We start from the raw sequence: 20,424 nt of genomic DNA, 5'->3' as shown, positions 1-20,424 counted from the left end.
CTCGCGAGGCACCGGCGCAGGTCCATCGAAAGGAAGCCACGCATGAACATCGGGTTGGTCGGTCTCGGCAAGATGGGCTTCAACATGCGTGAGCGCCTGCGGCGCCACGACATCGAGGTCACCGGTTACGATCCGCGGCCGGAGGTCACCGACGTCGAGTCGCTCGAGGCCCTCGCCGCCGCGCTCCCCGCTCCCCGCATCGTCTGGGTGATGGTGCCGTCCGGCCCCGTCACACGCGACACCGTCACCACTCTGGCCGGCGTGCTGTCCGAGGGCGACCTCGTGATCGACGGCGGCAACTCGCGCTTCACCGATGACGCGGTGCACGCGGAACTGTTGTCCGCGAAGGGCATCGGCTATGTCGACGCCGGCGTCTCGGGCGGCGTCTGGGGCCTGGAGAACGGGTACGGCCTCATGGTCGGCGGTGCTGCTGCGGACGTCGAGCGCGCCATGCCCGTGTTCGATGCGTTGCGTCCTGAGGGCGAGCGGGCGGACGGCTTCGTCCACGCCGGCCCGGTGGGCGCGGGTCACTACGCGAAGATGGTGCACAACGGTATCGAGTACGGCCTCATGCACGCCTACGCCGAGGGGTACGAGCTCCTCGCCGCGGAGGATCTCATCGAGGACGTCACCGGTGTGGTGCGTGCGTGGACCAAGGGCACCGTCGTACGGTCGTGGTTGCTCGATCTCCTGGTGAAGGCTCTGCAGGAAGATCCGGGATTCACCGACATCTCCGGCTACACACAGGATTCCGGTGAAGGACGCTGGACCGTCGAGGAGGCGATCCGACACTCGGTGCCGGCTCCCGTCATCTCCGCGGCACTGTTCGCGAGATTCGCGTCGCGACAGGTGGATTCGCCCGCCATGAAGGCGGTGTCCGCGCTGCGCAACCAGTTCGGTGGACACGCGGTGCAGCGTGCCCCCAACACGGAGAGCACCGGCGCGTAAGTGTTCGTCCGCTCGGCGACTCTGGTTGATTTTCGTTCCTGGCAACAACTCTCGGTGGATCTCGCGCCGGGGGTGACGGTGTTCGTCGGTCCCAACGGCCACGGGAAGACCAACATTCTCGAGGCACTGGGGTACGTCGCGACGCTGTCGTCGCACCGGGTGTCGGCCGATGCTCCGCTCGTCCGGACGGGTGCGGAACGCGCTCTCGTGCGGGCGTCCGTCGTCAACCTCGGTCGCGAGCTCACCGTCGACGTGGAGATCAACGACGGGCGGGCCAATCGCGCTCGCATCAACACTTCTCCGGTGCGGCGGACACGGGAGGTGCTGGGCATCCTGAACACGGTGCTGTTCGCACCCGAGGATCTGGCGATGGTGCGCGGTGATCCGAGCGAGCGGCGCCGCTATCTCGACGAGCTGATCGTCGCGCGGTCTCCTCGAATGGCCGCTGTCCGTGCGGATTACGACCGCGTTCTCCGGCAGAGGTCCGCGCTCCTGAAGAGCGCGAGCGCGGTTCTGCGACGCGGATCGTCGTCGAGCGACGGCGCGAACGCGTTGGCCACGCTCGACGTGTGGGACGGGCAGCTCGCCGGCTTCGGTGCCGAGATCGTGGAGCACCGGCTGCGCGCGGTACGCGACGTCGGTCCCTTCGTCGTCGACGCCTACCGCCGGATCGCACCGTCGTCGCGGCCTGCGGCCATCGCGTACCGGAGCAGTCTCGCCGACGCCATGCCCCCCGAGATGCTCGCGCTGGATCGAACGGAGGAACCGGACGACGTCGAGGTGCTCGAAGAAGCCTTCCTGCAACAGCTCTCGGTGATGCGGACACGGGAGATCGAACGCGGGGTCACCCTCGTCGGCCCGCATCGTGACGATCTGGACCTCGTACTCGGAACCGATCCTGCCAAGGGGTTCGCGAGTCACGGCGAGTCGTGGTCCTTCGCACTGTCCCTGCGGCTCGGCGCTTTCGAGTTGCTGCGTTCCGAGGGTTCGGATCCCGTGCTCCTCCTCGACGACGTCTTCGCCGAACTCGATCGTGCGCGGCGGACCGCCCTGGCGGGGGTCGCGGTGACGGCGGAGCAAGTGTTGGTGACCGCGGCGGTGCCCGAGGACGTGCCGCCCGAGTTGCGAGCGCGCCGCATGGACGTGCGTGCCCACGAGACCGAGGGTGCACGCAGATCGGAACTGACCGAGGTGTCCGGGTCGGATTCTGTCGGAGGCACGTCCGATACTGATGTCGACACGAGCCACGTGGAGGAGGAGTCATGACGGACGAGACGCCGTCCGGCAGCGATCCGGCCGAGCCCCCGCTGCGCGGAGCGGACATCGCGCGGCGTGCGCTCGAGAACGCGCGTGCGGCGGCCAAGGCCAACGGCAAGGCCGTGGGGCAGGGTCGCGCGTCGACGCAACGCCGGCCGCGACGGTCGCGCACCTGGTCCGGCTCGAGGCCCGACGACCGTGATCCGCAGGCACTCGGGTCGCTCGCGAAGACGCTCGCCGCGTCGCGTGGCTGGTCGGCGAAGGTGGACGAGGGCACGGTGCTCGGCCGGTGGCCCCAGGTGGTGGGTGAGGACATCGCGGCACACGCGGAGCCGGTGTCCGTCCGGGACGGCGTGCTGGCGGTGTCGGCGGAGTCCACGGCGTGGGCGACCCAGTTGCGGTTGATGCAGTCGCAGATCCTCGCGAAGATCGCCGCGTCCGTGGGCCACGGTGTGGTCACGTCGCTCCGTATCACCGGCCCGGCTGCGCCCAGTTGGAAGAAGGGCGACCGTCACGTGTCGGGTCGCGGACCTCGTGACACCTACGGGTGAACCCCCGGGCCCATTGATCGATGTCACGAGGGTGCGTAGCGTTTCACGGGGAAACGACCGGACGTGGTGATCGGGGACAGCGTCACGGTGGATCCGATCCGAACTCGCGCTCTGCGGCGAATGATCGAATGATCAGCCACGAAAGGACCCGATGATGAACGACGATCCAGGACCCGTCGTCCTGCAGGCGCGCAACGTCTCGTTCGACTGGGAGTCCATGCGCATGCACTACATGGACGGTGACCCCCTGGCCACGCACCTCATGAACGTGATGCACCTGTTCCTCCCCGAGGGCGAGGAGTGGTTCGTGCGCGTGTTCAAGGAGGCGCTGCCGTTGATCCACGACGAGAAGCTCCGCGCCGACGTGATCGGCTTCATCGGCCAGGAGGCCATGCACGCGCAGGCGCACTCCGGCATCCACACGTTCCTGGCCGACCAGGGCCTGGACCCGGCGCCGTACGTGAAGCAGATGGAGTACGTCTTCCGGGTCGCTCTCGACAAGAGGTCGACGAACACCAAGAACAGCCTCGTCGAGCGCCTGGCCCTCATCGCCGCCATCGAGCACCTCACGTCGTTCCTCGGCATGTGGGTGCTGACGGAGAAGGGCCTGGACGAGGCGAACGTGGATCCCCGCATGTTGGACCTCGTGCGCTGGCACGGGGCCGAGGAGGTGGAGCACCGCGCCGTGGCCTACGACGTGTTGCAGTACTTCGACACGCGTCGGTTCCGCCGCACGCGTACCTACCTTCTCGTCGCACCGACCGTCGTGGTCATGTGGGGCCGCGGTCTCCGCTTCCTCATGAAGAACGATCCGACGCTGACGGACGATCAGCGCAGCTACACGCTGAAGCAGATCAGGGCCGTCACGCAGCGCGGGTTGTTCCCCACCGCCAAGGCCGTCGGCAAGGCGTCCGTGCGGTACCTGCGGAAGGACTACCACCCGTCCAAGGAGGGATCCACCTCGTTGGCAGTCGCGTACCTCGCCACCTCCCCGGCGGCGAGGGCCGCCACGGTCTGATGGGCGATCGCACGTTCGCACGAGCCATGGCGGCCGTGCGCGAGTACCGCGCGTCCCGGACGATTCCCGAGGATCTGCTCGGCAAGGGCGGCATGGACGAGTCGCTGGCGCAGATCACGGACGGGCTGGACAAGCTGTTCGCCATCCTGGATCACTCGAAGTACAAGGCGCGTGCGGCGCCGGTCCAGACGCGGACGCACACGATGGCGGTCTCCGAGCGTTTCACGCTGTGCCGGGACGAGAACGTGGTCGGGCTGACGCTTCGTCGAGTCGACGGCGGCGACGTCCCGCCGTGGCATCCGGGCAGCCACCTCGACCTCGTGCTCCCCTCGGGGCGTCGCCGGCAGTACTCGCTGTGCGGTGACCCGCTCGAGAAGGACGCGTACTCGATCGCGGTGCGACTGGTACCGGACGGCGGCGGCGGTTCGGCCGAGATGCACACCCTCGAGGTGGGAGACAGACTCTCGGTCACCGGTCCGCGCAACGCTTTTCCGTTCTACGCGTCCGGATCCGCGTTGTTCGTGGCCGGCGGTATCGGCATCACCGCGATCATCCCGATGGTGCGGCGGGCCCGTGCCCTCGGCATGGACTGGCATCTGGTCTACAGCGGACGCTCACGGCAGTCGATGCCGTTCCTCGACGAGGTGTCGACGTGGGACCAGGAGCGTGTGACCGTCCGGACCGACGATGTCGACGGGTTGCCCACCGCGGCGGATCTTCTCCGCCACGCGCCGGACGGCGGATCCGTCTACTGCTGCGGTCCGCCGCCGATGCTGGCTCTGGTGCGCGGGGGTGTCCCGGCGACGGGGGCGACGCGTCTGCACTACGAGCGGTTCTCGCCGCCGCCCGTCGTTGCCGGATCCCCGTTCAGTGTCGAACTCGCGTCGTCCGGGACGGTGCTCGACGTCGCGGCGGACCGGACGGCACTCGACGTGATCCGCGAGGTCGTCCCGGGTGTGCCGTACTCGTGCCGCCAGGGCTTCTGCGGAACGTGCAAGGTGAAGGTTCTGGCCGGCGCTCCCGAGCACCGGGACCGACGCCTCGCCGACGACGAGCGCGAGGATCACATGCTGATCTGTGTGTCGCGCTCCGCGGGCGAGCGGCTGACGCTCGACCTCTGACGCGCGGAGCCCTCGTACCCACGAAATGAGCCGCGGAACACGAGAAAAGTCCGTCTCCGACGCAATGAGGGGCCGTTTCGGGTGTCGACGTGAGCCGCGACCCACGCTTTACCGGTACGATGGACCGGTAAAGACCACCGAGCGCGAGGGGCATGCGTCCCCGAGCGCATTTTTTCGGGTCGAGGTCCTCTGCCGTCCACACCGAGCGAGGTGAGTGTCGGGGGAGCGTAGTCGAGAAGGAGAACAGCTGACCGTGGCTGACCCCAAGGCAGGCAAGAGCGACAAGCCGAAGGAATACGACGCGTCGTCGATCACCGTCCTCGAAGGACTCGAGGCGGTACGCAAGCGACCCGGTATGTACATCGGTTCCACCGGAGAGCGCGGCCTGCACCACCTGATCTGGGAGGTCGTCGACAACTCCGTCGACGAGGCGATGGCAGGTCATGCCACCACGGTGGAGGTCACCCTTCTCGCCGACGGCGGCGTGCGGGTCGTCGACGACGGTCGCGGTATCCCCGTCGGCATGCACTCCTCGGGCATCCCGACCATCGAGGTCGTCATGACTCAGCTGCACGCCGGCGGCAAGTTCGACTCCGACTCCTACGCGGTGTCCGGCGGCCTGCACGGCGTGGGTATCTCCGTGGTCAACGCTCTGTCGACGACCCTGCTCGCGCAGGTCGACAACGACGGCTTCCACTGGGAGCAGACCTACACGCGATCCGTCCCCGGCGAGCTGATCAAGGGCGAGCCGACGAAGCGCACGGGTACGGCGATCTCGTTCTGGCCGGACGCGGACATCTTCGAGGAGACCGTCTTCAAGTTCGACACGGTCGCGCGTCGCCTGCAGGAGATGGCGTTCCTGAACAAGGGACTCACCATCGTCCTCACCGACGAGCGCGCCTCGGACATCGAGCGCATCGCCGACGAGGCCTCCGAGAGCGAGCTGGCGGAGACGCCCAAGGCGGACGCCGAGGAGCCGTCGGGAGCACCGGCCAAGATCAAGACCCGGACCTACCACTACCCCGGTGGTCTCGAGGACTACGTCCGCTACATCAACCGTGCGAAGACGCCGCAGCATCCGTCGGTCATCGGTTTCTCGGCCAAGGGCCCGGGCCACGAACTCGAGATCGCGATGCAGTGGAACTCGACGTACGCGGAGTCCGTGCACACGTTCGCCAACACGATCAACACGCACGAGGGCGGTACGCACGAAGAGGGTTTCCGCTCTGCGCTGACCAACGTCGTGAAGAAGTACGCCAACGAGAAGAAGCTCGTCAAGGAGAAGGACGGCATCCTCACCGGAGACGACATCCGCGAGGGTCTCGCCGCCATCATCTCCGTCAAGGTCGGTGAGCCGCAGTTCGAGGGCCAGACGAAGACCAAGCTCGGCAACACCGAGGTGAAGTCCTTCGTGCAGAAGGCCGCCGGCGAACACCTCACGCACTGGTTCGAGGCGAATCCCGCCGAGGCCAAGCTCATCATCTCCAAGGCCGTCGCCTCGATGCAGGCGCGCACGGCTGCTCGTCGTGCGCGAGATCTGGTGCGGCGCAAGAGCGCCACCGACATCGGTGGACTGCCGGGCAAGCTCGCGGACTGCCGTTCCAACGATCCGTCGAAGTGCGAGATCTACATCGTGGAGGGCGACTCGGCCGGCGGTTCCGCCAAGTCCGGTCGCGACTCGATGTATCAGGCCATTCTTCCGTTGCGCGGCAAGATCATCAACGTCGAGAAGGCCCGCATCGACCGTGTCCTCAAGAACACCGAGGTCCAGTCGATCATCACGGCGTTCGGCACCGGCATCCACGACGAGTTCGACATCGCGAAGCTGCGCTATCACAAGATCGTGCTGATGGCCGACGCCGACGTCGACGGCCAGCACATCTCGACTCTGTTGCTCACCTTGTTGTTCCGCTTCATGCGGCCTCTCGTGGAGCACGGCTACGTCTACCTGGCCATGCCGCCGCTGTACAAGCTCAAGTGGCAGCGAGGTGCGGATCCCGAGTTCGCCTACTCCGATCGGGAGCGCGACGGACTGATCGAGGCCGGCCTGGCGTCGGGCAAGAAGATCAACAAGGACGACGGCATCCAGCGCTACAAAGGCCTGGGCGAGATGAACGCGAAGGAACTGTGGGAGACCACGATGGATCCGAGCGTGCGCGTGCTGCGTCAAGTGACTCTGGACGACGCTGCCGCCGCCGACGAACTCTTCTCCATCCTCATGGGTGAGGACGTCGAGGCCCGCCGCAGCTTCATCACCCGTAATGCCAAGGACGTTCGTTTCCTCGACGTATAGGCGCTCCGCGCCCCGAGCGCCGCGCTAGGAGAATGCAATGACAGACACCACCCTGCCCCCCACCGGCGGCGACGGACCCACGTCCGACCGCATCGAGCTGGTCGACATCCAGCAGGAGATGCAGAACAGCTACATCGACTACGCGATGAGCGTCATCGTCGGTCGAGCACTCCCGGAGGTGCGCGACGGTCTCAAGCCCGTGCACCGCCGCGTGCTGTACGCCATGTTCGACAACGGATATCGGCCCGATCGCGGATACGTGAAGTCGGCTCGACCGGTGGCCGAGACCATGGGTAACTACCACCCCCACGGCGACAGCTCGATCTACGACACCCTCGTGCGCATGGCGCAGCCGTGGTCCATGCGGTACCCGCTCGTCGACGGTCAGGGCAACTTCGGTTCCCGCGGCAACGACGGCCCGGCGGCCATGCGGTACACCGAGTGTCGGCTCACTCCTCTCGCGATGCAGATGCTCGCGGACATCGAGGAGGAGACCGTCGACTTCATCGCGAACTACGACGGCCGCACCCTCGAGCCGACCGTGCTGCCCGCCCGCTTCCCCAATCTGCTCGCCAACGGCAGTGGCGGAATCGCGGTCGGCATGGCGACCAACGTTCCGCCGCACAACCTTCGGGAACTAGCCGAGGGTGTGTACTGGATGTTGGACAACTACGAGGCCAGTGAAGAGGTCGCCCTCGAGGCGATGATCGAGCGGATCAAGGGACCCGACTTCCCCACTCACGGTCTCATCGTCGGATCGCAGGGCATCGAGGACGCGTACCGCACCGGTCGCGGATCGATCCGCATGCGCGGCGTGGTCGACATCGAGGAGGGGGAGCGCGGCGGCACGCAGATCGTCGTCACCGAGCTGCCGTTCCAGGTGAACCCGGACAACATGATCGCCTCGATCGCCGAGCAGCTCAAGGACGGCCGGATCGCCGGCATCTCCGACATCGAGGACCAGTCGTCCGACCGCGTCGGTATGCGCATCGTCATCAAGCTGCGTCGCGACGCGGTAGCGAAGGTGGTGCTGAACAACCTCTACAAGCACAGCCAGTTGCAGACGAGCTTCGGCGCCAACATGCTCTCGATCGTCGACGGCGTTCCGCGCACCCTGCGGATCGACCAGATGATCAAGCTGTACGTGACCCACCAGCTCGACGTGATCGTCCGTCGTACGCGGTACCGGTTGCGGAAGGCCGAGGAGCGGGCCCACATCCTGCGCGGACTGGTGAAGGCGCTCGACGCCCTCGACGAGGTCATCGCGCTGATCCGCCGGTCCGCCGACGCCGATGTCGCACGCCAGGGCCTGATGGACCTGCTCGACGTCGACCAGATCCAGGCGGACGCCATCCTCGCGATGCAGCTGCGTCGCCTCGCCGCGCTCGAACGGCAGCGCATCGTCGACGAGCTCGCCGCGATCGAGATCGAGATCGCGGACCTGCAGGACATCCTGGACCGTCCGGAGCGTCAGCGGGAGATCGTGCGCTCGGAGCTGAAGGAGATCGTCGACAAGTTCGGCGACGATCGTCGTACCCGGATCATCGCGGCCGACGGCGACGTCAGCGACGAGGACCTGATCGCGCGTGAGAACGTCGTGGTCACCATCACGGAGACGGGGTATGCCAAGCGCACGCGGACCGACCTCTACCGATCGCAGAAGCGCGGCGGCAAGGGTGTGCAGGGCGCGGGTCTCAAGCAGGACGACATCGTCAGCAAGTTCTTCGTCTGCTCGACGCACGACTGGATCCTGTTCTTCACCACGAAGGGCCGGGTCTACCGGGCCAAGGCGTACGAGCTCCCCGAGGCCAACCGCACGGCCCGCGGACAGCACGTCGCCAACCTGTTGGCGTTCCAGCCCGACGAGCGCATCGCGCAGATCATCCAGATCAAGACCTACGACGACGCGCCGTACCTGGTGCTCGCGACGAAGGCCGGTCTGGTGAAGAAGTCCAAGTTGGCCGACTTCGACTCCAACCGTTCCGGTGGCATCGTGGCCGTCAACCTGCGTGGCGACGACGAGCTGGTCGGAGCCGTGCTGTGCACCAATTCGGACGACCTGCTGCTCGTGTCCGCTCAGGGCCAGTCGATCCGCTTCTCGGCCACCGACGAGGTGCTGCGCCCGATGGGCCGCGCCACTTCGGGTGTCCAGGGAATGCGCTTCAACGGCGAGGACGCACTGCTCTCCCTGAACGTGGTGAAGGACGGCACGTACCTGCTGGTCGCCACGTCCGGTGGCTACGCGAAGCGCACCGCGATGGAGGACTACCCCCCGCAGGGCCGCGGTGGCAAGGGCGTGCTGACCATTCAGTACGACCCGCGTCGTGGCACCCTGGTGGGAGCGCTCATCGTCGAGGACGACGACGAGCTCTACGCCATCACCTCGAGCGGCGGTGTCATCCGCACCGCGGCTCGTCAGGTTCGCAAGGCAGGACGCCAGACCAAGGGCGTTCGGCTGATGAACCTCGGCGACGGCGACAACCTGCTGGCCATCGCACGCAACGCGGACGAGCCGGAGGACCTCGCGATCGCCGAGGCCGACGGATCCAAGGAGTCATGAGCGCAGTGAGTACTCCCGAACAGCCCGGGTCCACCGGAAACGGACGCCCCGCGCCGAGCACCACGTCCGACCGTCAGGCCCCACGGCCTGCCGGTGGACCCCCGGCACCTCGCCCGCCCGCGGCGTGGCCGCCTGCCCAGCAGGACGGCGCGCGCCAGGACGGGGTGCAGCAGGACCCCGCTCGGCAGGACCCCGGCCATCAGGGTCCCCGTCCGGCTCGGACACCGGACTCCCAGCAGGCTCCCGTGCGGGAGCAGCAGCCACCTCAGCGGCAGCCGCAGACGAACCTGCAGAGCCGTCCCGCTCCGGCGGGCCGCGCTCCTGAGCAAGCTCGTCCGGACCAGGGTCAGGCCCGGACGACCGTGCAGCCCGCTGCACGTCCGACGGACGGTCAGGACCGTCCCCGCCAGGGGCGTCCCGCCGAGGCGACGGCCAAGGCTGCGGTGATCGACGGGCCGACGCGCAACATAGCGCGGAACGACCTGCCCACCGACATGCCGGACCTCTCGACGGTCCGTCACCCGCAGCAGGAGGAGCAGCGCACCGAGCGCGCCACCCCGATGATGACGGCGCGACCGTCGGAGTCCGGTGAGCCGCTGCGCGCGACCGTCCAGGTGCGCAAGATCGATCCGTGGTCGATGTTGAAGCTGTCGCTCGTGATCTCCGTGTCGCTGTTCTTCGTCTGGATGGTGGCCGTCGGGCTGCTGTACATGGTGCTCGACGGCATGGGCGTGTGGGATCGACTGAACAATGCGTTCTCCGACATCGTCGCCACGTCCGGCGAGTCCGGGTTGGTGTCGGCCGGCCAGATCTTCGGCTACGCCGCCGTCATCGGTCTCATCAACGTGGTGCTGTTCACAGCACTGACGACCATCGGCACGTTCATCTACAACCTGTGCTCCGACCTCGTCGGCGGCCTGGAAGTGACGCTGGCGGACCGGGACTGACCCACCGCACACCGGCGTTTTGGTCTCGCGCCGTGTGTGCGGTAATCTCGTTCCTCGGTCAGCACAGCACGTTCCACCGTGCTCTGCGAGCCGAGTGCGGGCCTATAGCTCAGGCGGTTAGAGCGCTTCCCTGATAAGGAAGAGGTCGGAGGTTCAAGTCCTCCTAGGCCCACGAACGAGAGCGAGAAAGGATGTCCGTGAGGATTCTTCTCCCCGCCCTCGTGACGTCGGTCGTCGTTGCCGTCACTGTTCGCGCGATCCGCGTGGAGAGTACGCGGTGGCATCGTCTGCCGGATGTCGATCCGGGGCCTTAGCTCAGTTGGTAGAGCGCTGCCTTTGCAAGGCAGATGTCAGGAGTTCGAATCTCCTAGGCTCCACAGTCACGACCACACCCTGTTCCGCATGTCGGAGCAGGGTGTTCTCGTCTCTGGACATGTCACCATGCCCACCGGCGATGCTTCGTCCACCACTGCGCGCCTCATCGTCGATACTTGACGCGTGAACCCCGGACGAGGAACAGAAGCGAGCACCGCGATGGTGGTCTATCTGTGTCCCACCGCGGTTCTCTTCATCGCCGGAGCCGTCGCGTTCTCGGGCACGACCACCGGAACCGTGGTCATGGTCCTCGCTGCAGGTCTCCAACTCCTCGGTGCGGCCGTCCTGCACTTCGGCCCGCGTCCGACCTCGCCTCGCACGCTGGGCATCGTGACGGGCGGCGCCGTCGCGTCGCTGTGCGCGATGTTCCTCACGTCGGACGGACCGGTGGCGTACCTGCTGCTGAGTCAGGCGGCGATGTTCCTGGGCATGCAGCTCGCGGGGTACTGGAGTGAGCGCGGCGGCTGGGTGTGGGTGAGCGTGCTGACGGTGGGATCGGTCGTGGCGGCCGCGCTGTCGCCGTCGACCATGCCGATGGTGGGTTACGTCCTCACCGCGCTGGGCATCGTGGCCGCCGCCGAGTTCTTCGGCTCCCACTCGCGGCGCATGCGGCACTCGGCGTCGCGGGACGCCCTGACCGGACTCCTCAACCGTCAGGGCCTCGAGGACCGCGTCGAGAAACTGCTCCCGGTCTTCGCCTCTCGTGGTCTGCCGGTGAGCATGGCGGTTCTCGATCTCGACAACTTCAAGACCGTGAACGACATCTACGGGCACATCGCCGGCGACGTACTGCTCGAGCGGGTCTCGGCAGCGTGGCGCGGCCAGCTGCGCAAGGGCGACGTCCTGGGCCGTCTCGGCGGCGACGAGTTCGTGCTGTTCATGCCGGGAACCGGTGAGGGCGAGGCGGCGACCCTTCTGGAGCGGCTGCGGGCAGCGCACTCGGCCGAGTGGAGCGTCGGACTGGTCTGCATGCCCACCGTGCGCAAGTGGTCGGAGATCTACCGGGCCGCCGACGCCGAGCTCTACAAGGCCAAGCGCAGCCGAGGTGCCCAACAGATGTCCACGCCGGTGCCCAGGGCCGTCATCGAGGACACCGGAGTGCCTGCTGAGCGGCGCTGACGGCTCGTTCCCCGGGCTGTGGACGACGCAGCGAGGCCCGCCGGCTCCATCTGGTCCACTGTCCGCTCGAGGCGGCCGTCACGTGCCGTCCGAGAACGACGGGGGTCGGCGTGAGCGAGTCGGTGGTCTGGACAGCACCGGACATGTGGAGCATGCACACGAGGGTGGTGTCCGCGGGGACTCGCCTGCGCGTGCTGGTCGATCGCACGACCGCGATCGGGCGGCTGCCCGGGTGGGAGGGAGCGGCGGCCGACGCCGCTCGGTCGGGCGTCGTGGGTACGGCGGCGGAGCTGTCGACGCGAGCGGACGTGTTGGGTCGGATCGCGGACGTCCTCGCCCGCGCGGGTGACGACCGTGCAGCCCTGTCGCGATGGGATCCCGCGGATCGGACGGGCGCCCTCGCCGAACTGGATCGCACGGTCGCCGAGGACCTGACCAGGGCAGGCGGAGACGCGCCGCCGGAGTCGGCGCCCACGAGGGCCGTGGCGGTGCTCGACACCGCCAACCGGGCGCGGATGGCCGAGGACCGTGAGCGCCTCGTCGTCGCCGAACGGGACTTGTCCGCGCGACTCGACGACGCCGCGTTCGGGGGCGCGTTCTCGAACGTGGACGCGGGACTCGCCGAGACGCGGCAGCGCCTGGCGGCCGTCGACGCGCTGATCGAGGTGCTCGCGCGACCCGAGCGCCGTCTCGTGCACTACGAGGCGGGTGCGCGCCGCACCCTGGCGGCGGTGTCCGTCGGCGACCTCGACGGTGCGGATCGGGTGGCGGTGGTGGTTCCGGGCGCCGGGACGACGGTGGCGGGGTCGATCGCGCGACACGACGGCGAGACGGCGGCACTCGTCACCGAGGCGGGTGCGCTGTCACCCGGCTCCGTCACCGCAGGTGTGTCATGGCTCGGATACGAAGCGCCGCAATGGAACACGGAGCTCATCGAGCCCGGGCGCAGCGTCGCCTCGACCGCACCGGCCGCGGCCGGCGCACCCGCACTCGTCGGCGTTCTCGCGGCGCTCGGCGATCGTCGACACGGTGGTGACGCTCCGGAGGTGACGCTGGTGGCGCACTCCTACGGCACCGTCGTCGCGGCGCAGGCCATCGAGGCCGGTGTCCCCGTCGACGCCGTGGTGGTGATGGGCTCGCCCGGATGGAGCGACCGCGCCGCCGCAGCCGCGCCGGGCCCGGTGCACGTCGCCGAGGCGGCGTGGGACCCCGTCGCCGACCTGGGACGGTTCGGGCCCGATCCCAGCGAGCGACCCGAGACCGAGGCGCTGGACACGGTGGGCACCGTGGGCCATGCCGACTACCTGGAACCGGGAAGCGTGTCGGCACGGGCCGTGGCCGAGGTGGTGGCCGGAGTGCCGAGCCCACCCGCCCCACGAACCATGGACCTGGCCGACGTGGCGCGGTTCGTGCTCGGGGTGCTCTGACCGGCGGAGCAGTGTCAGGGCGCCTGGTGACCGTTGGTCGTCGGCGTGCCCAGGCTCGGCGGCTCGGCGGCGGGAGGGGGCAGCTCGGTGCGGCGCGAGCGGGAGAACGCGACAGCGCCGGCGCCGAGGAGGACGAGCAGTCCGATCACGCCGGCGCGGCGGCCGGGCACGAACCGACCGCGTCGAACGGGCGCCGCCGCACGCACGGGTGCGGGACGAGCGGCACGCTGCTGGGCGCGTCGTGACCGGAGGACCGACACCCCCTTGCGAGTGACGACGAAACCTGTTGCTGCGGGGCCCTTCGCGAGCGTGAGGGCGGTGTCACGGGCGATGCCGAGCGCCTTCTTGGCGGTGGCACTGTCGGGTGTTGACGTCATCCGTTCACCCTTGCACATTCCCCGGGTGGCACGATGGTGTTGTGACCTCACCTCTACAGACTCAGACCGCGACCCTGCACACGAATCACGGCGACATCGTGATCGCCCTCTTCGGCAACCACGCGCCGAAGACGGTCGAGAACTTCGTCGGTCTCGCGCAGGGCACCAAGGACTACAGCACGAAGAACGCGTCGGGCTCCTCCGAGGGACCTTTCTATGACGGCGCGATCTTCCACCGCGTCATCGCGGGCTTCATGCTCCAGGGTGGTGACCCCACCGGCACCGGCACGGGTGGTCCCGGATACAAGTTCGGTGACGAGTTCCACCCCGAGCTGTCGTTCGACCGTCCGTACCTGCTCGCCATGGCGAACGCGGGCCCTGGCACCAACGGTTCGCAGTTCTTCATCACCGTCGGCCCGACTCCGCATCTCAACCGTCGCCACACCATCTTCGGCGAGGTCATCGATCCCGCGTCGCAGAAGGTCGTCGACGAGATCGGCTCGACCGCGACCGGCCGCGGCGATCGCCCCGTGAACGACGTCGTCATCGAATCCGTCACCATTGCCTGATTCGACCGACACGGTCCCCCGTCGCGAGATCGGTGTGACATGACGGAACCAGGATGGGGCGGCGCTCCGGTGCCGCCCCTCCCTGCCTGCGTGCGCCACCCCGATCGGCCCACCGGCCTGTCCTGCACCCGGTGCGACCGACCGGCCTGCCCGGAATGCCTGCGGCCGGCCGCGGTGGGTCAGCACTGTGTCGAGTGCGTGGCACAGGCTGCGGGGTCTATCCCGCGTGCCCGCACGATGGCCGGCGGTGTCAGCAGGACCGTCTCCACCCCCGTCGTCACCTACGCGCTGATGGCACTGAACATCCTCGTGTTCGCCCTCACGGCCGCTCAGTCCGGCGGCCTGGCGAACCAGTCGAGCTCGCTGTTCCGCAGCTGGCAGCTCGTTCCGCTCCTGGTGGCCGACGGCGATGCCGTCCGCATCCTGGGCAGTGGTTTCCTGCACTCCGGCATCGTGCACCTCGCCGTGAACATGTTCGCCCTGTACGTCATCGGGCGTGATTGCGAACTGGTGCTCGGACGCTCGCGATACCTCGCCGTGTACGTCGTCGCGCTGCTGGGCGGCGCCGCGGCGGTGATGTGGCTGTCCAGCCCCCTGGTGGCGACGGTCGGAGCATCCGGCGCCGTGTTCGGCCTCCTCGGTGCACAGGCCGTGATCCTCGTCCGACTGCGCCGCAGCCCCACCCCGGTGCTCGTCGTGATCGGGCTCAACGTGGTGCTGAGCATCGCGATCCCCGGTATCTCCCTGTGGGGACACCTCGGCGGGCTCGCCGCCGGTGCCGCCGCCACGGCCGCGGTGCTGTTCGTCACCGGTTCGGACGCTCGTCGGTCACGCCGACTGGGATGGTTCGGCATCGCCGGCGTCGGGCTGCTCGCCCTGGCGCTGATCGGTCTGCGTGCCGCGACGCTCGCTCCGACTCTCGTGGTGGGCTAGTCCCGCTGCGACCAGCCCGCGTCGACCCACCCGTGCAGCTCGAGGGTGTCGAACACGGCGCGCGGATCGGCCCCGAGGTCCCAGCGACCGAAGATGACGAGTCGCTCGTCGTCGCCGTCGGTCACGTCCATCTCCAGCATCGGAACCCGTCGACCGAGCCGCGGGTACGGGACCAGACGCAGTGAGAGCACGTCGTCGCGCCCGTAGTCGCGGGTTCCGCGCAGAGTTCTGATGCGCAGGACGTCGCCGTCGACACTCAACTTCGGACGTTGGACCGCGGCCAGCACAGCCAGCGCCAGGGCTGCCAGTGCGGCGAGTCCGATGAGCGCGCGGCCGGCCGGATCACCCGTCGTGGCGACGGCAGCGGCGGCGAGTGCAGCGGCTCCCACCCCCAGCGCGGCCACGGCGGCGAGGGGTGTGGACCAGGACTGCGGTGCCTCGCGACCACCTGTGGACAAGTTATCCACAGAAGTTATCCACAGTGTGGATGAACAACACCCGTGTAATTTCGGCGCGCATGGCGGAGGAAGCCCCGGTCAGCGCCATTTCATCGTCATGACGAGACCGACGATCCAGAAACCGAAACCGATCAGCAGGTTGTAGGCCCCCAGATCCGACATCCAGCCGATGCTGTCCTGGGCGAGGTAGTACACGATGAGATACACCAGACCGAGCACCATGAAACCGAACATGACCGACAGATACAGCGTGCTCGACGGCGCGGCCTTGACCTTGACGGGCGTCCGCGACGCCGGATCGATCGTGTAGTCGGGCTTCTTGCGGACCTTCGACTTGGGCATGGATGACCTCGAACTCTCGTACCGGACTGCAGGCGGGCGGGTGTGAGCCACGGTGGGGACGCTCACTACTCACGTCCACGATAACCTGCAGCCGAGCTCCCACCCGTGCGGCATTAGTCTTGTGACATGCGCATCCTCGTCGTCGACAACTACGACAGCTTCGTGTTCAACCTGGTCCAGTACCTCGGCCAGCTGGGGACACGGGCCCGAGTGCTGCGGAACGACGACCCCGGGGTGCTCGATGTCGAGGCCGCCGTGGCGGAGGTGGACGGAGTGCTGCTCAGTCCCGGACCCGGCACGCCGCAGCGTGCCGGCGTCACCATGGACATGGTGCAGGCCTGCGCCTCGTCGGCAACGCCCCTGCTCGGCGTGTGCCTCGGACACCAGGCCATCGGTGCCTCCTTCGGCGGTGTGGTCGAACGCGCGCCGGAACTGCTGCACGGCAAGACCAGCGTCGTCCACCACTCCGGAGACGGCGTGCTGGCAGGGTTGCCGGATCCGTTCACCGCGACGCGCTACCACTCGTTGACGGTGCGGGAGGACACGATCCCGGACGACCTCGAGGTGACCGCGCGCACCGAGAGCGGCATCGTCATGGCGATGCGCCACCGGGAGCTGCCGATCCACGGCGTGCAGTTCCACCCCGAGTCGGTCATGACGCAGGGTGGTCACCGCATGCTGGCGAACTGGCTCGCCGTGTGCGGCGAGGCTCCCGAACCGGGCCTGGTGGCCGAGCTCGAGAGCGCCGCCCGCGTCTGAGCACGGCGCCGCGTCGGGTCAGAGCCCGAACTTGCCGACGGTCACGTTGACGCGCGCCGTCTTGGCGATGGCCGTCCCCGGCGCGACCGCCTGCTGCTGAACGCGGTTGACCTGCGTGAGGTCCGACGTCTGGACGTCGACCTGGTCGATCTCGGCGATGGTGCCCTCCCAGCCGGCGGCGCGGAGGAGGTCGACGGCCTGGACCGGGGTCTGGCCTGCCAGGTCCGGGATCTCGAACTGCGATCCGTTGGACACCCGCACCACCACGGTGTCGCCGTCGGTGGCGTTGCTGCCGCCCGTGGGCGTCGTGGCGACCACCTGACCGGCCGGGAGCGTCGAGTCGACGTTCTGGCGGTCGACGAGGAAACCGGCACCCGCGATGTTGGGCTGAGCGACCTCGATGTTCTGACCGACCACGTCGGGTACCCGCACCTGACGCGGTCCCGATCCGAGCGTGATGCGTACCGACGAGCCCTGAGCCATCGACGATCCGCGAGCCGGCTCCTGACCGATGACCTTGTCGACGTCCGCGCGAGACGACGCGGCCCGGCCGATCGACGGGTCGAGAGCGAGACCGGCCTGCACCAGTGCCTGTTCCGCAGCGCTCTGCGTCAGTCCTGCCAGCTGGGGGACCTGGATCTGCTCCGGACCGGTGGACACCTCGAGAACGAGGGTGCTGTTCTCGTCGACCGTCGTGCCGGACACGGGTCGCGTGCCGATGACGGACCCCTCGGGCACCGTCGCGTCGGAGCGTTGCTGGACGTCGACGCGGAAGCCCGCGTTCTCGAGGGTGGTGCGGGCGGCGTCGGCGGTCTGCGCGGACACGTCCGGGACGGTCACCGAACGGGCCTCCGCACCGGGGCCGAGATTCCACAGGAAGACGCCGACGATGCCGACGACCACGAGGGCGGCGAGCGCCATGACGGCGACGCGAACGCCCTTGCGGCGCGGTCGGTCCCCGTCGTCGTCCGCGTCGGGATGCACGTGGCGGGCGATCCGGCGAGGCTCGCCGGAGTTGTCGGACGCCGGCCGAGCGCCGGGCCGCGGCGCATCCATCGAGCCGAGGATGGTGGTGCGATCCTCGTCGTTCATCACCATCGGCGCACTGGGCCGCTGGCCACCGAGGACGCGGATGAGATCGGTGCGCATGTCCGCGGCGCTCTGGTACCGATTGGCCGGGTTCTTGCTCATCGCCTTGAGAATGATCGAGTCCAGCTCCCGCGGGATGTCCGGATTCACCGACGACGGCAGTCGCGGATCCTCCCGGACGTGCTGGTACGCGACCGCGACCGGGGAGTCACCCGTGAACGGCGGCTCGCTCGTCAGGATCTCGAACAGCACGCAGCCCAGCGAGTAGACGTCGGATCGCGCATCGACCTGTTCGCCGCGAGCCTGCTCTGGCGACAGGTACTGGGCGGTACCGATGACGGCAGCGGTCTGCGTCATCGGAGAAGAACTGTCGGCGATGGCCCGCGCGATGCCGAAGTCCATGACCTTGACCGCACCGGCGCGGTTGATCATCACGTTGGCCGGTTTGACGTCGCGGTGCACGATGCCGTTGCGGTGGCTGAAGTCGAGGGCGGCGCAGACGTCGGCGATGACCTCCATCGCACGCTTGGGAGCCATCGGCCCCTCGGCGCGGACGATGTCGCGCAGCGTGTCGCCGTCGACGTACTCCATGACGATGTAGGGCAGCGGACCCGTCTCGGTCTCCGCCTCACCCGTGTCGTACACCGCCACGATCGCCGGATGGTTCAGTGCCGCAGCGTTCTGTGCCTCGCGGCGGAACCGCAGGTAGAACGTGGGATCGCGTGCCAGATCCTGACGCAGCACCTTGATGGCCACGTCGCGATCGAGACGGCCGTCCTTCGCGAGGTGGACCTCCGACATGCCACCGAAACCGAGGATCTCCCCGAGGTCGTACCGGGACGAGAGCTTGCGCGGTGTGGTCATCGCGATCCTCCCGGTGCGTAGTTGAAGGGATTGCCGTCCCCGTTGCCGTTGCCGTTCCCGCCGCCGAGACCGGGGATGGTGAACAGTCCCCCGTCGGTCGTGGTCGTGGTGGTGGTCGTCGGCTCGGTGGTCGTGGGCTCGGTGGTGGTCGTCGTCGGTTCCGTCGTCGTGGTGGTCGTGGTGGTGGTGGTGGTGGTCGTCGTCGTGGGCTCGGTGGTGGTGGTCGTCGGCCGCGTCGTGGTGGTGGTCGGCTCCGTGGTGGGCGCCGCCGTGGTGGTCGAGGTGACGACGGGCGTCGAACCGTTGCTCTCGGTGAAGACGAACAGCCCGAACGCGACGACGGCGGCGAGCAGGAGCAGTCCACCGGCAGCCCAGGCCAGGGCCTTCTGCCCGGGGGTCATGCCCGATTCGCGGTCACGATCAGGTTCCGGTGATCGTGGTGTGGCCGCTGCCGCGGCGGCGTAGCCGGTGGCGGACGTGGTCATCATGCGGGTGCTGGACGGCCCACCGACGGCGCCGACGGGCGGGGCGACCCGACCGGTACCGGACGCCGTGCCCGGGGCGGGCGGGCGCCGGCCGGCGCGCACGGCAGCGACCGCGTCGGCGAACTCCCCGCCGTTCTCGTACCGTGCGGCCGGGTCCTTGGTCATGGTGATCTCGATGAGCTCCCGCACCGGCTGCGGCAGATCGCCGGGAAGCGGCGGCGCGGCGTCCCGCACGTGCTTCATCGCGACCGTCAGCGCGCCGTCGCCGACGAACGGACGGGTCCCGCTGATGGCCTCGTAGCCCACGACGCCGAGCGAGTACACGTCGGACGCGGACGTCGCGTCCTGACCCAGCGCCTGTTCGGGAGCGATGTACTGCGCGGTGCCCATGACCATGCCGGTCCGCGTGACGGGCGAGGCGTCCACGGCCTTCGCGATGCCGAAGTCGGTGATCTTCACCGTCCCGTCGGGCGTGATCATGATGTTGCCCGGCTTCACGTCACGGTGGACGATGCCTGCGCGGTGCGCGGCCTGCAGGGCGCGGCCGGTCTGCTCGAGCATGTCCAGTGCGTGGACCAGCGGAAGCCGACCCATGCGCGTGAGCACCGTGTTGAGGGGCTCGCCGATGACGAGCTCCATGACGAGATACGCGAGCGACTGCCCGTTGGCGTCCCGCACCTCGCCGTAGTCGTAGATGTTGGCGATGCCGGGATGGTTCAACAGCGCGGTCGTGCGCGCCTCGACACGGAACCGTTCGACGAACTCGGGGTCGTCCGAGAACTCCGGCTTGAGGATCTTGACGGCGACGCGGCGATCGAGCCGGTTGTCCGTCGCTTCCCAGACCTGTCCCATTCCACCGGTCGCGATCAGTCGGAGCAGTCGATAGCGGTCGGCGACCACTGCTCCGTTACCCAGGCCTCCACTCATGCGGG

18 protein-coding genes and 2 tRNA genes are annotated in these 20,424 nt (G+C 68.4%); 15 read left to right on the top strand and 5 right to left on the bottom strand.

All coding sequences use genetic code 11. The features are described from left to right. Positions 1 to 42: 42 nt before the first annotated feature. The 12 genes from gnd (at position 43) to ASG69_RS04735 (ending at position 13,616) form a co-directional block, all read left to right on the top strand. Positions 43 to 948, top strand: a complete 906-nt coding sequence (gene gnd, locus ASG69_RS04790) for a phosphogluconate dehydrogenase (NAD(+)-dependent, decarboxylating) (RefSeq protein WP_027505941.1) — start codon at positions 43 to 45, stop codon at positions 946 to 948. Next, positions 949 to 2,214: a DNA replication/repair protein RecF gene (gene recF / locus ASG69_RS04785; protein ID WP_056440835.1), complete on the top strand. Its 1,266-nt coding sequence runs from the start codon at positions 949 to 951 to the stop codon at positions 2,212 to 2,214. Continuing rightward, positions 2,211 to 2,756 (top strand): DUF721 family protein, encoded by a 546-nt coding sequence (locus ASG69_RS04780; RefSeq protein WP_027505939.1) that lies wholly within the window; start codon positions 2,211 to 2,213, stop codon positions 2,754 to 2,756. The genes recF and ASG69_RS04780 overlap by 4 nt, the downstream gene beginning before the upstream one ends. A 154-nt stretch (positions 2,757 to 2,910) precedes the next feature. Then, a complete protein-coding gene (locus tag ASG69_RS04775; RefSeq protein ID WP_235578854.1) occupies positions 2,911 to 3,774 on the top strand; it encodes a metal-dependent hydrolase in 864 nt (287 codons plus the stop codon). Between the two features lie 26 nt (positions 3,775 to 3,800). Next, a complete protein-coding gene (locus ASG69_RS04770) occupies positions 3,801 to 4,895 on the top strand; it encodes a PDR/VanB family oxidoreductase (RefSeq protein ID WP_056442127.1) in 1,095 nt (364 codons plus the stop codon). Positions 4,896 to 5,148: 253 nt separating this feature from the next. Next, positions 5,149 to 7,188: a DNA topoisomerase (ATP-hydrolyzing) subunit B gene (gyrB, locus tag ASG69_RS04765; RefSeq protein ID WP_027505936.1), complete on the top strand. Its 2,040-nt coding sequence runs from the start codon at positions 5,149 to 5,151 to the stop codon at positions 7,186 to 7,188. Positions 7,189 to 7,225: 37 nt separating this feature from the next. Continuing rightward, a complete protein-coding gene (gene gyrA / locus ASG69_RS04760; protein ID WP_027505935.1) occupies positions 7,226 to 9,748 on the top strand; it encodes a DNA gyrase subunit A in 2,523 nt (840 codons plus the stop codon). Then, positions 9,745 to 10,695 (top strand): DUF3566 domain-containing protein, encoded by a 951-nt coding sequence (locus ASG69_RS22060; protein WP_082544263.1) that lies wholly within the window; start codon positions 9,745 to 9,747, stop codon positions 10,693 to 10,695. Before gyrA ends, ASG69_RS22060 begins: the two co-directional genes overlap by 4 nt. 98 nt (positions 10,696 to 10,793) lie before the next feature. Continuing rightward, positions 10,794 to 10,867, top strand: a tRNA-Ile gene (locus ASG69_RS04750). Between the two features lie 132 nt (positions 10,868 to 10,999). Further along, positions 11,000 to 11,072 (top strand) — tRNA-Ala (locus ASG69_RS04745). Between the two features lie 121 nt (positions 11,073 to 11,193). Continuing rightward, positions 11,194 to 12,189 (top strand): GGDEF domain-containing protein, encoded by a 996-nt coding sequence (locus tag ASG69_RS04740; protein ID WP_231476347.1) that lies wholly within the window; start codon positions 11,194 to 11,196, stop codon positions 12,187 to 12,189. A gap of 110 nt (positions 12,190 to 12,299) precedes the next feature. Beyond that, complete coding sequence (locus tag ASG69_RS04735; protein WP_056440833.1) at positions 12,300 to 13,616, top strand: alpha/beta hydrolase; 1,317 nt, start codon at positions 12,300 to 12,302, stop codon at positions 13,614 to 13,616. 14 nt (positions 13,617 to 13,630) lie between these two features. Here the strand turns inward: ASG69_RS04735 and ASG69_RS04730 are convergent, their stop codons facing one another. Then, positions 13,631 to 13,993, bottom strand: coding sequence for a hypothetical protein (locus tag ASG69_RS04730; protein ID WP_056695686.1), 363 nt, complete (start codon positions 13,991 to 13,993; stop codon positions 13,631 to 13,633). A gap of 41 nt (positions 13,994 to 14,034) precedes the next feature. On the opposite strand from ASG69_RS04730, the gene ASG69_RS04725 reads away from it, so the two are divergent. After that, positions 14,035 to 14,562, top strand: coding sequence for a peptidylprolyl isomerase (locus ASG69_RS04725; protein WP_027505933.1), 528 nt, complete (start codon positions 14,035 to 14,037; stop codon positions 14,560 to 14,562). A 39-nt stretch (positions 14,563 to 14,601) separates the two neighbouring features. Continuing rightward, positions 14,602 to 15,495, top strand: coding sequence for a rhomboid family intramembrane serine protease (locus tag ASG69_RS04720; protein ID WP_056440830.1), 894 nt, complete (start codon positions 14,602 to 14,604; stop codon positions 15,493 to 15,495). Here the strand turns inward: ASG69_RS04720 and ASG69_RS04715 are convergent. Both ASG69_RS04715 and crgA read right to left on the bottom strand, forming a co-directional pair. Continuing rightward, positions 15,492 to 15,953, bottom strand: coding sequence for a PH domain-containing protein (locus ASG69_RS04715; protein WP_027505931.1), 462 nt, complete (start codon positions 15,951 to 15,953; stop codon positions 15,492 to 15,494). The genes ASG69_RS04720 and ASG69_RS04715 overlap by 4 nt on opposite strands. 78 nt (positions 15,954 to 16,031) lie before the next feature. After that, complete coding sequence (gene crgA, locus ASG69_RS04710) at positions 16,032 to 16,295, bottom strand: cell division protein CrgA (protein WP_027505930.1); 264 nt, start codon at positions 16,293 to 16,295, stop codon at positions 16,032 to 16,034. Positions 16,296 to 16,421: 126 nt separating this feature from the next. Between crgA and ASG69_RS04705 the strand changes: the two genes are divergently transcribed. Continuing rightward, positions 16,422 to 17,054, top strand: a complete 633-nt coding sequence (locus ASG69_RS04705; RefSeq protein WP_027505929.1) for an aminodeoxychorismate/anthranilate synthase component II — start codon at positions 16,422 to 16,424, stop codon at positions 17,052 to 17,054. 18 nt (positions 17,055 to 17,072) lie between these two features. Here ASG69_RS04705 and pknB read toward each other — a convergent pair whose 3' ends face one another. Together pknB and ASG69_RS04695 are read right to left on the bottom strand one after the other, a co-directional pair. Further along, a complete protein-coding gene (gene pknB, locus ASG69_RS04700; RefSeq protein ID WP_056440827.1) occupies positions 17,073 to 19,007 on the bottom strand; it encodes a Stk1 family PASTA domain-containing Ser/Thr kinase in 1,935 nt (644 codons plus the stop codon). Next, positions 19,004 to 20,419, bottom strand: a complete 1,416-nt coding sequence (locus tag ASG69_RS04695) for a serine/threonine-protein kinase (RefSeq protein ID WP_082544262.1) — start codon at positions 20,417 to 20,419, stop codon at positions 19,004 to 19,006. The genes pknB and ASG69_RS04695 overlap by 4 nt, the downstream gene beginning before the upstream one ends. Between the last annotated feature and the right edge of the window lie 5 nt (positions 20,420 to 20,424).

The sequence above is a fragment of the Rhodococcus sp. Leaf225 genome, assembly GCF_001426145.1.
GTDB lineage: Bacteria > Actinomycetota > Actinomycetes > Mycobacteriales > Mycobacteriaceae > Rhodococcoides.
The sequence above is the reverse complement of the archived record's forward strand: the minus strand, read 5'-3'. Positions and strand labels throughout refer to the sequence as shown.

What these genes read in the sequence shown, in the direction of transcription:
- ASG69_RS04705 (WP_027505929.1), top strand. Translation starts at nt 16,422, where the DNA reads ATGCGCATCCTCGTCGTCGACAACTACGACAGCTTCGTGTTCAACCTG.
- crgA (WP_027505930.1), bottom strand. Translation starts at nt 16,295, where the DNA reads ATGCCCAAGTCGAAGGTCCGCAAGAAGCCCGACTACACGATCGATCCG.
- ASG69_RS22060 (WP_082544263.1), top strand. Translation starts at nt 9,745, where the DNA reads ATGAGCGCAGTGAGTACTCCCGAACAGCCCGGGTCCACCGGAAACGGA.
- gyrA (WP_027505935.1), top strand. Translation starts at nt 7,226, where the DNA reads ATGACAGACACCACCCTGCCCCCCACCGGCGGCGACGGACCCACGTCC.
- ASG69_RS04775 (WP_235578854.1), top strand. Translation starts at nt 2,911, where the DNA reads ATGAACGACGATCCAGGACCCGTCGTCCTGCAGGCGCGCAACGTCTCG.
- ASG69_RS04695 (WP_082544262.1), bottom strand. Translation starts at nt 20,419, where the DNA reads ATGAGTGGAGGCCTGGGTAACGGAGCAGTGGTCGCCGACCGCTATCGA.
- gnd (WP_027505941.1), top strand. Translation starts at nt 43, where the DNA reads ATGAACATCGGGTTGGTCGGTCTCGGCAAGATGGGCTTCAACATGCGT.
- ASG69_RS04770 (WP_056442127.1), top strand. Translation starts at nt 3,801, where the DNA reads ATGGCGGCCGTGCGCGAGTACCGCGCGTCCCGGACGATTCCCGAGGAT.
- ASG69_RS04780 (WP_027505939.1), top strand. Translation starts at nt 2,211, where the DNA reads ATGACGGACGAGACGCCGTCCGGCAGCGATCCGGCCGAGCCCCCGCTG.
- ASG69_RS04720 (WP_056440830.1), top strand. Translation starts at nt 14,602, where the DNA reads ATGACGGAACCAGGATGGGGCGGCGCTCCGGTGCCGCCCCTCCCTGCC.
- pknB (WP_056440827.1), bottom strand. Translation starts at nt 19,007, where the DNA reads ATGACCACACCGCGCAAGCTCTCGTCCCGGTACGACCTCGGGGAGATC.
- ASG69_RS04730 (WP_056695686.1), bottom strand. Translation starts at nt 13,993, where the DNA reads ATGACGTCAACACCCGACAGTGCCACCGCCAAGAAGGCGCTCGGCATC.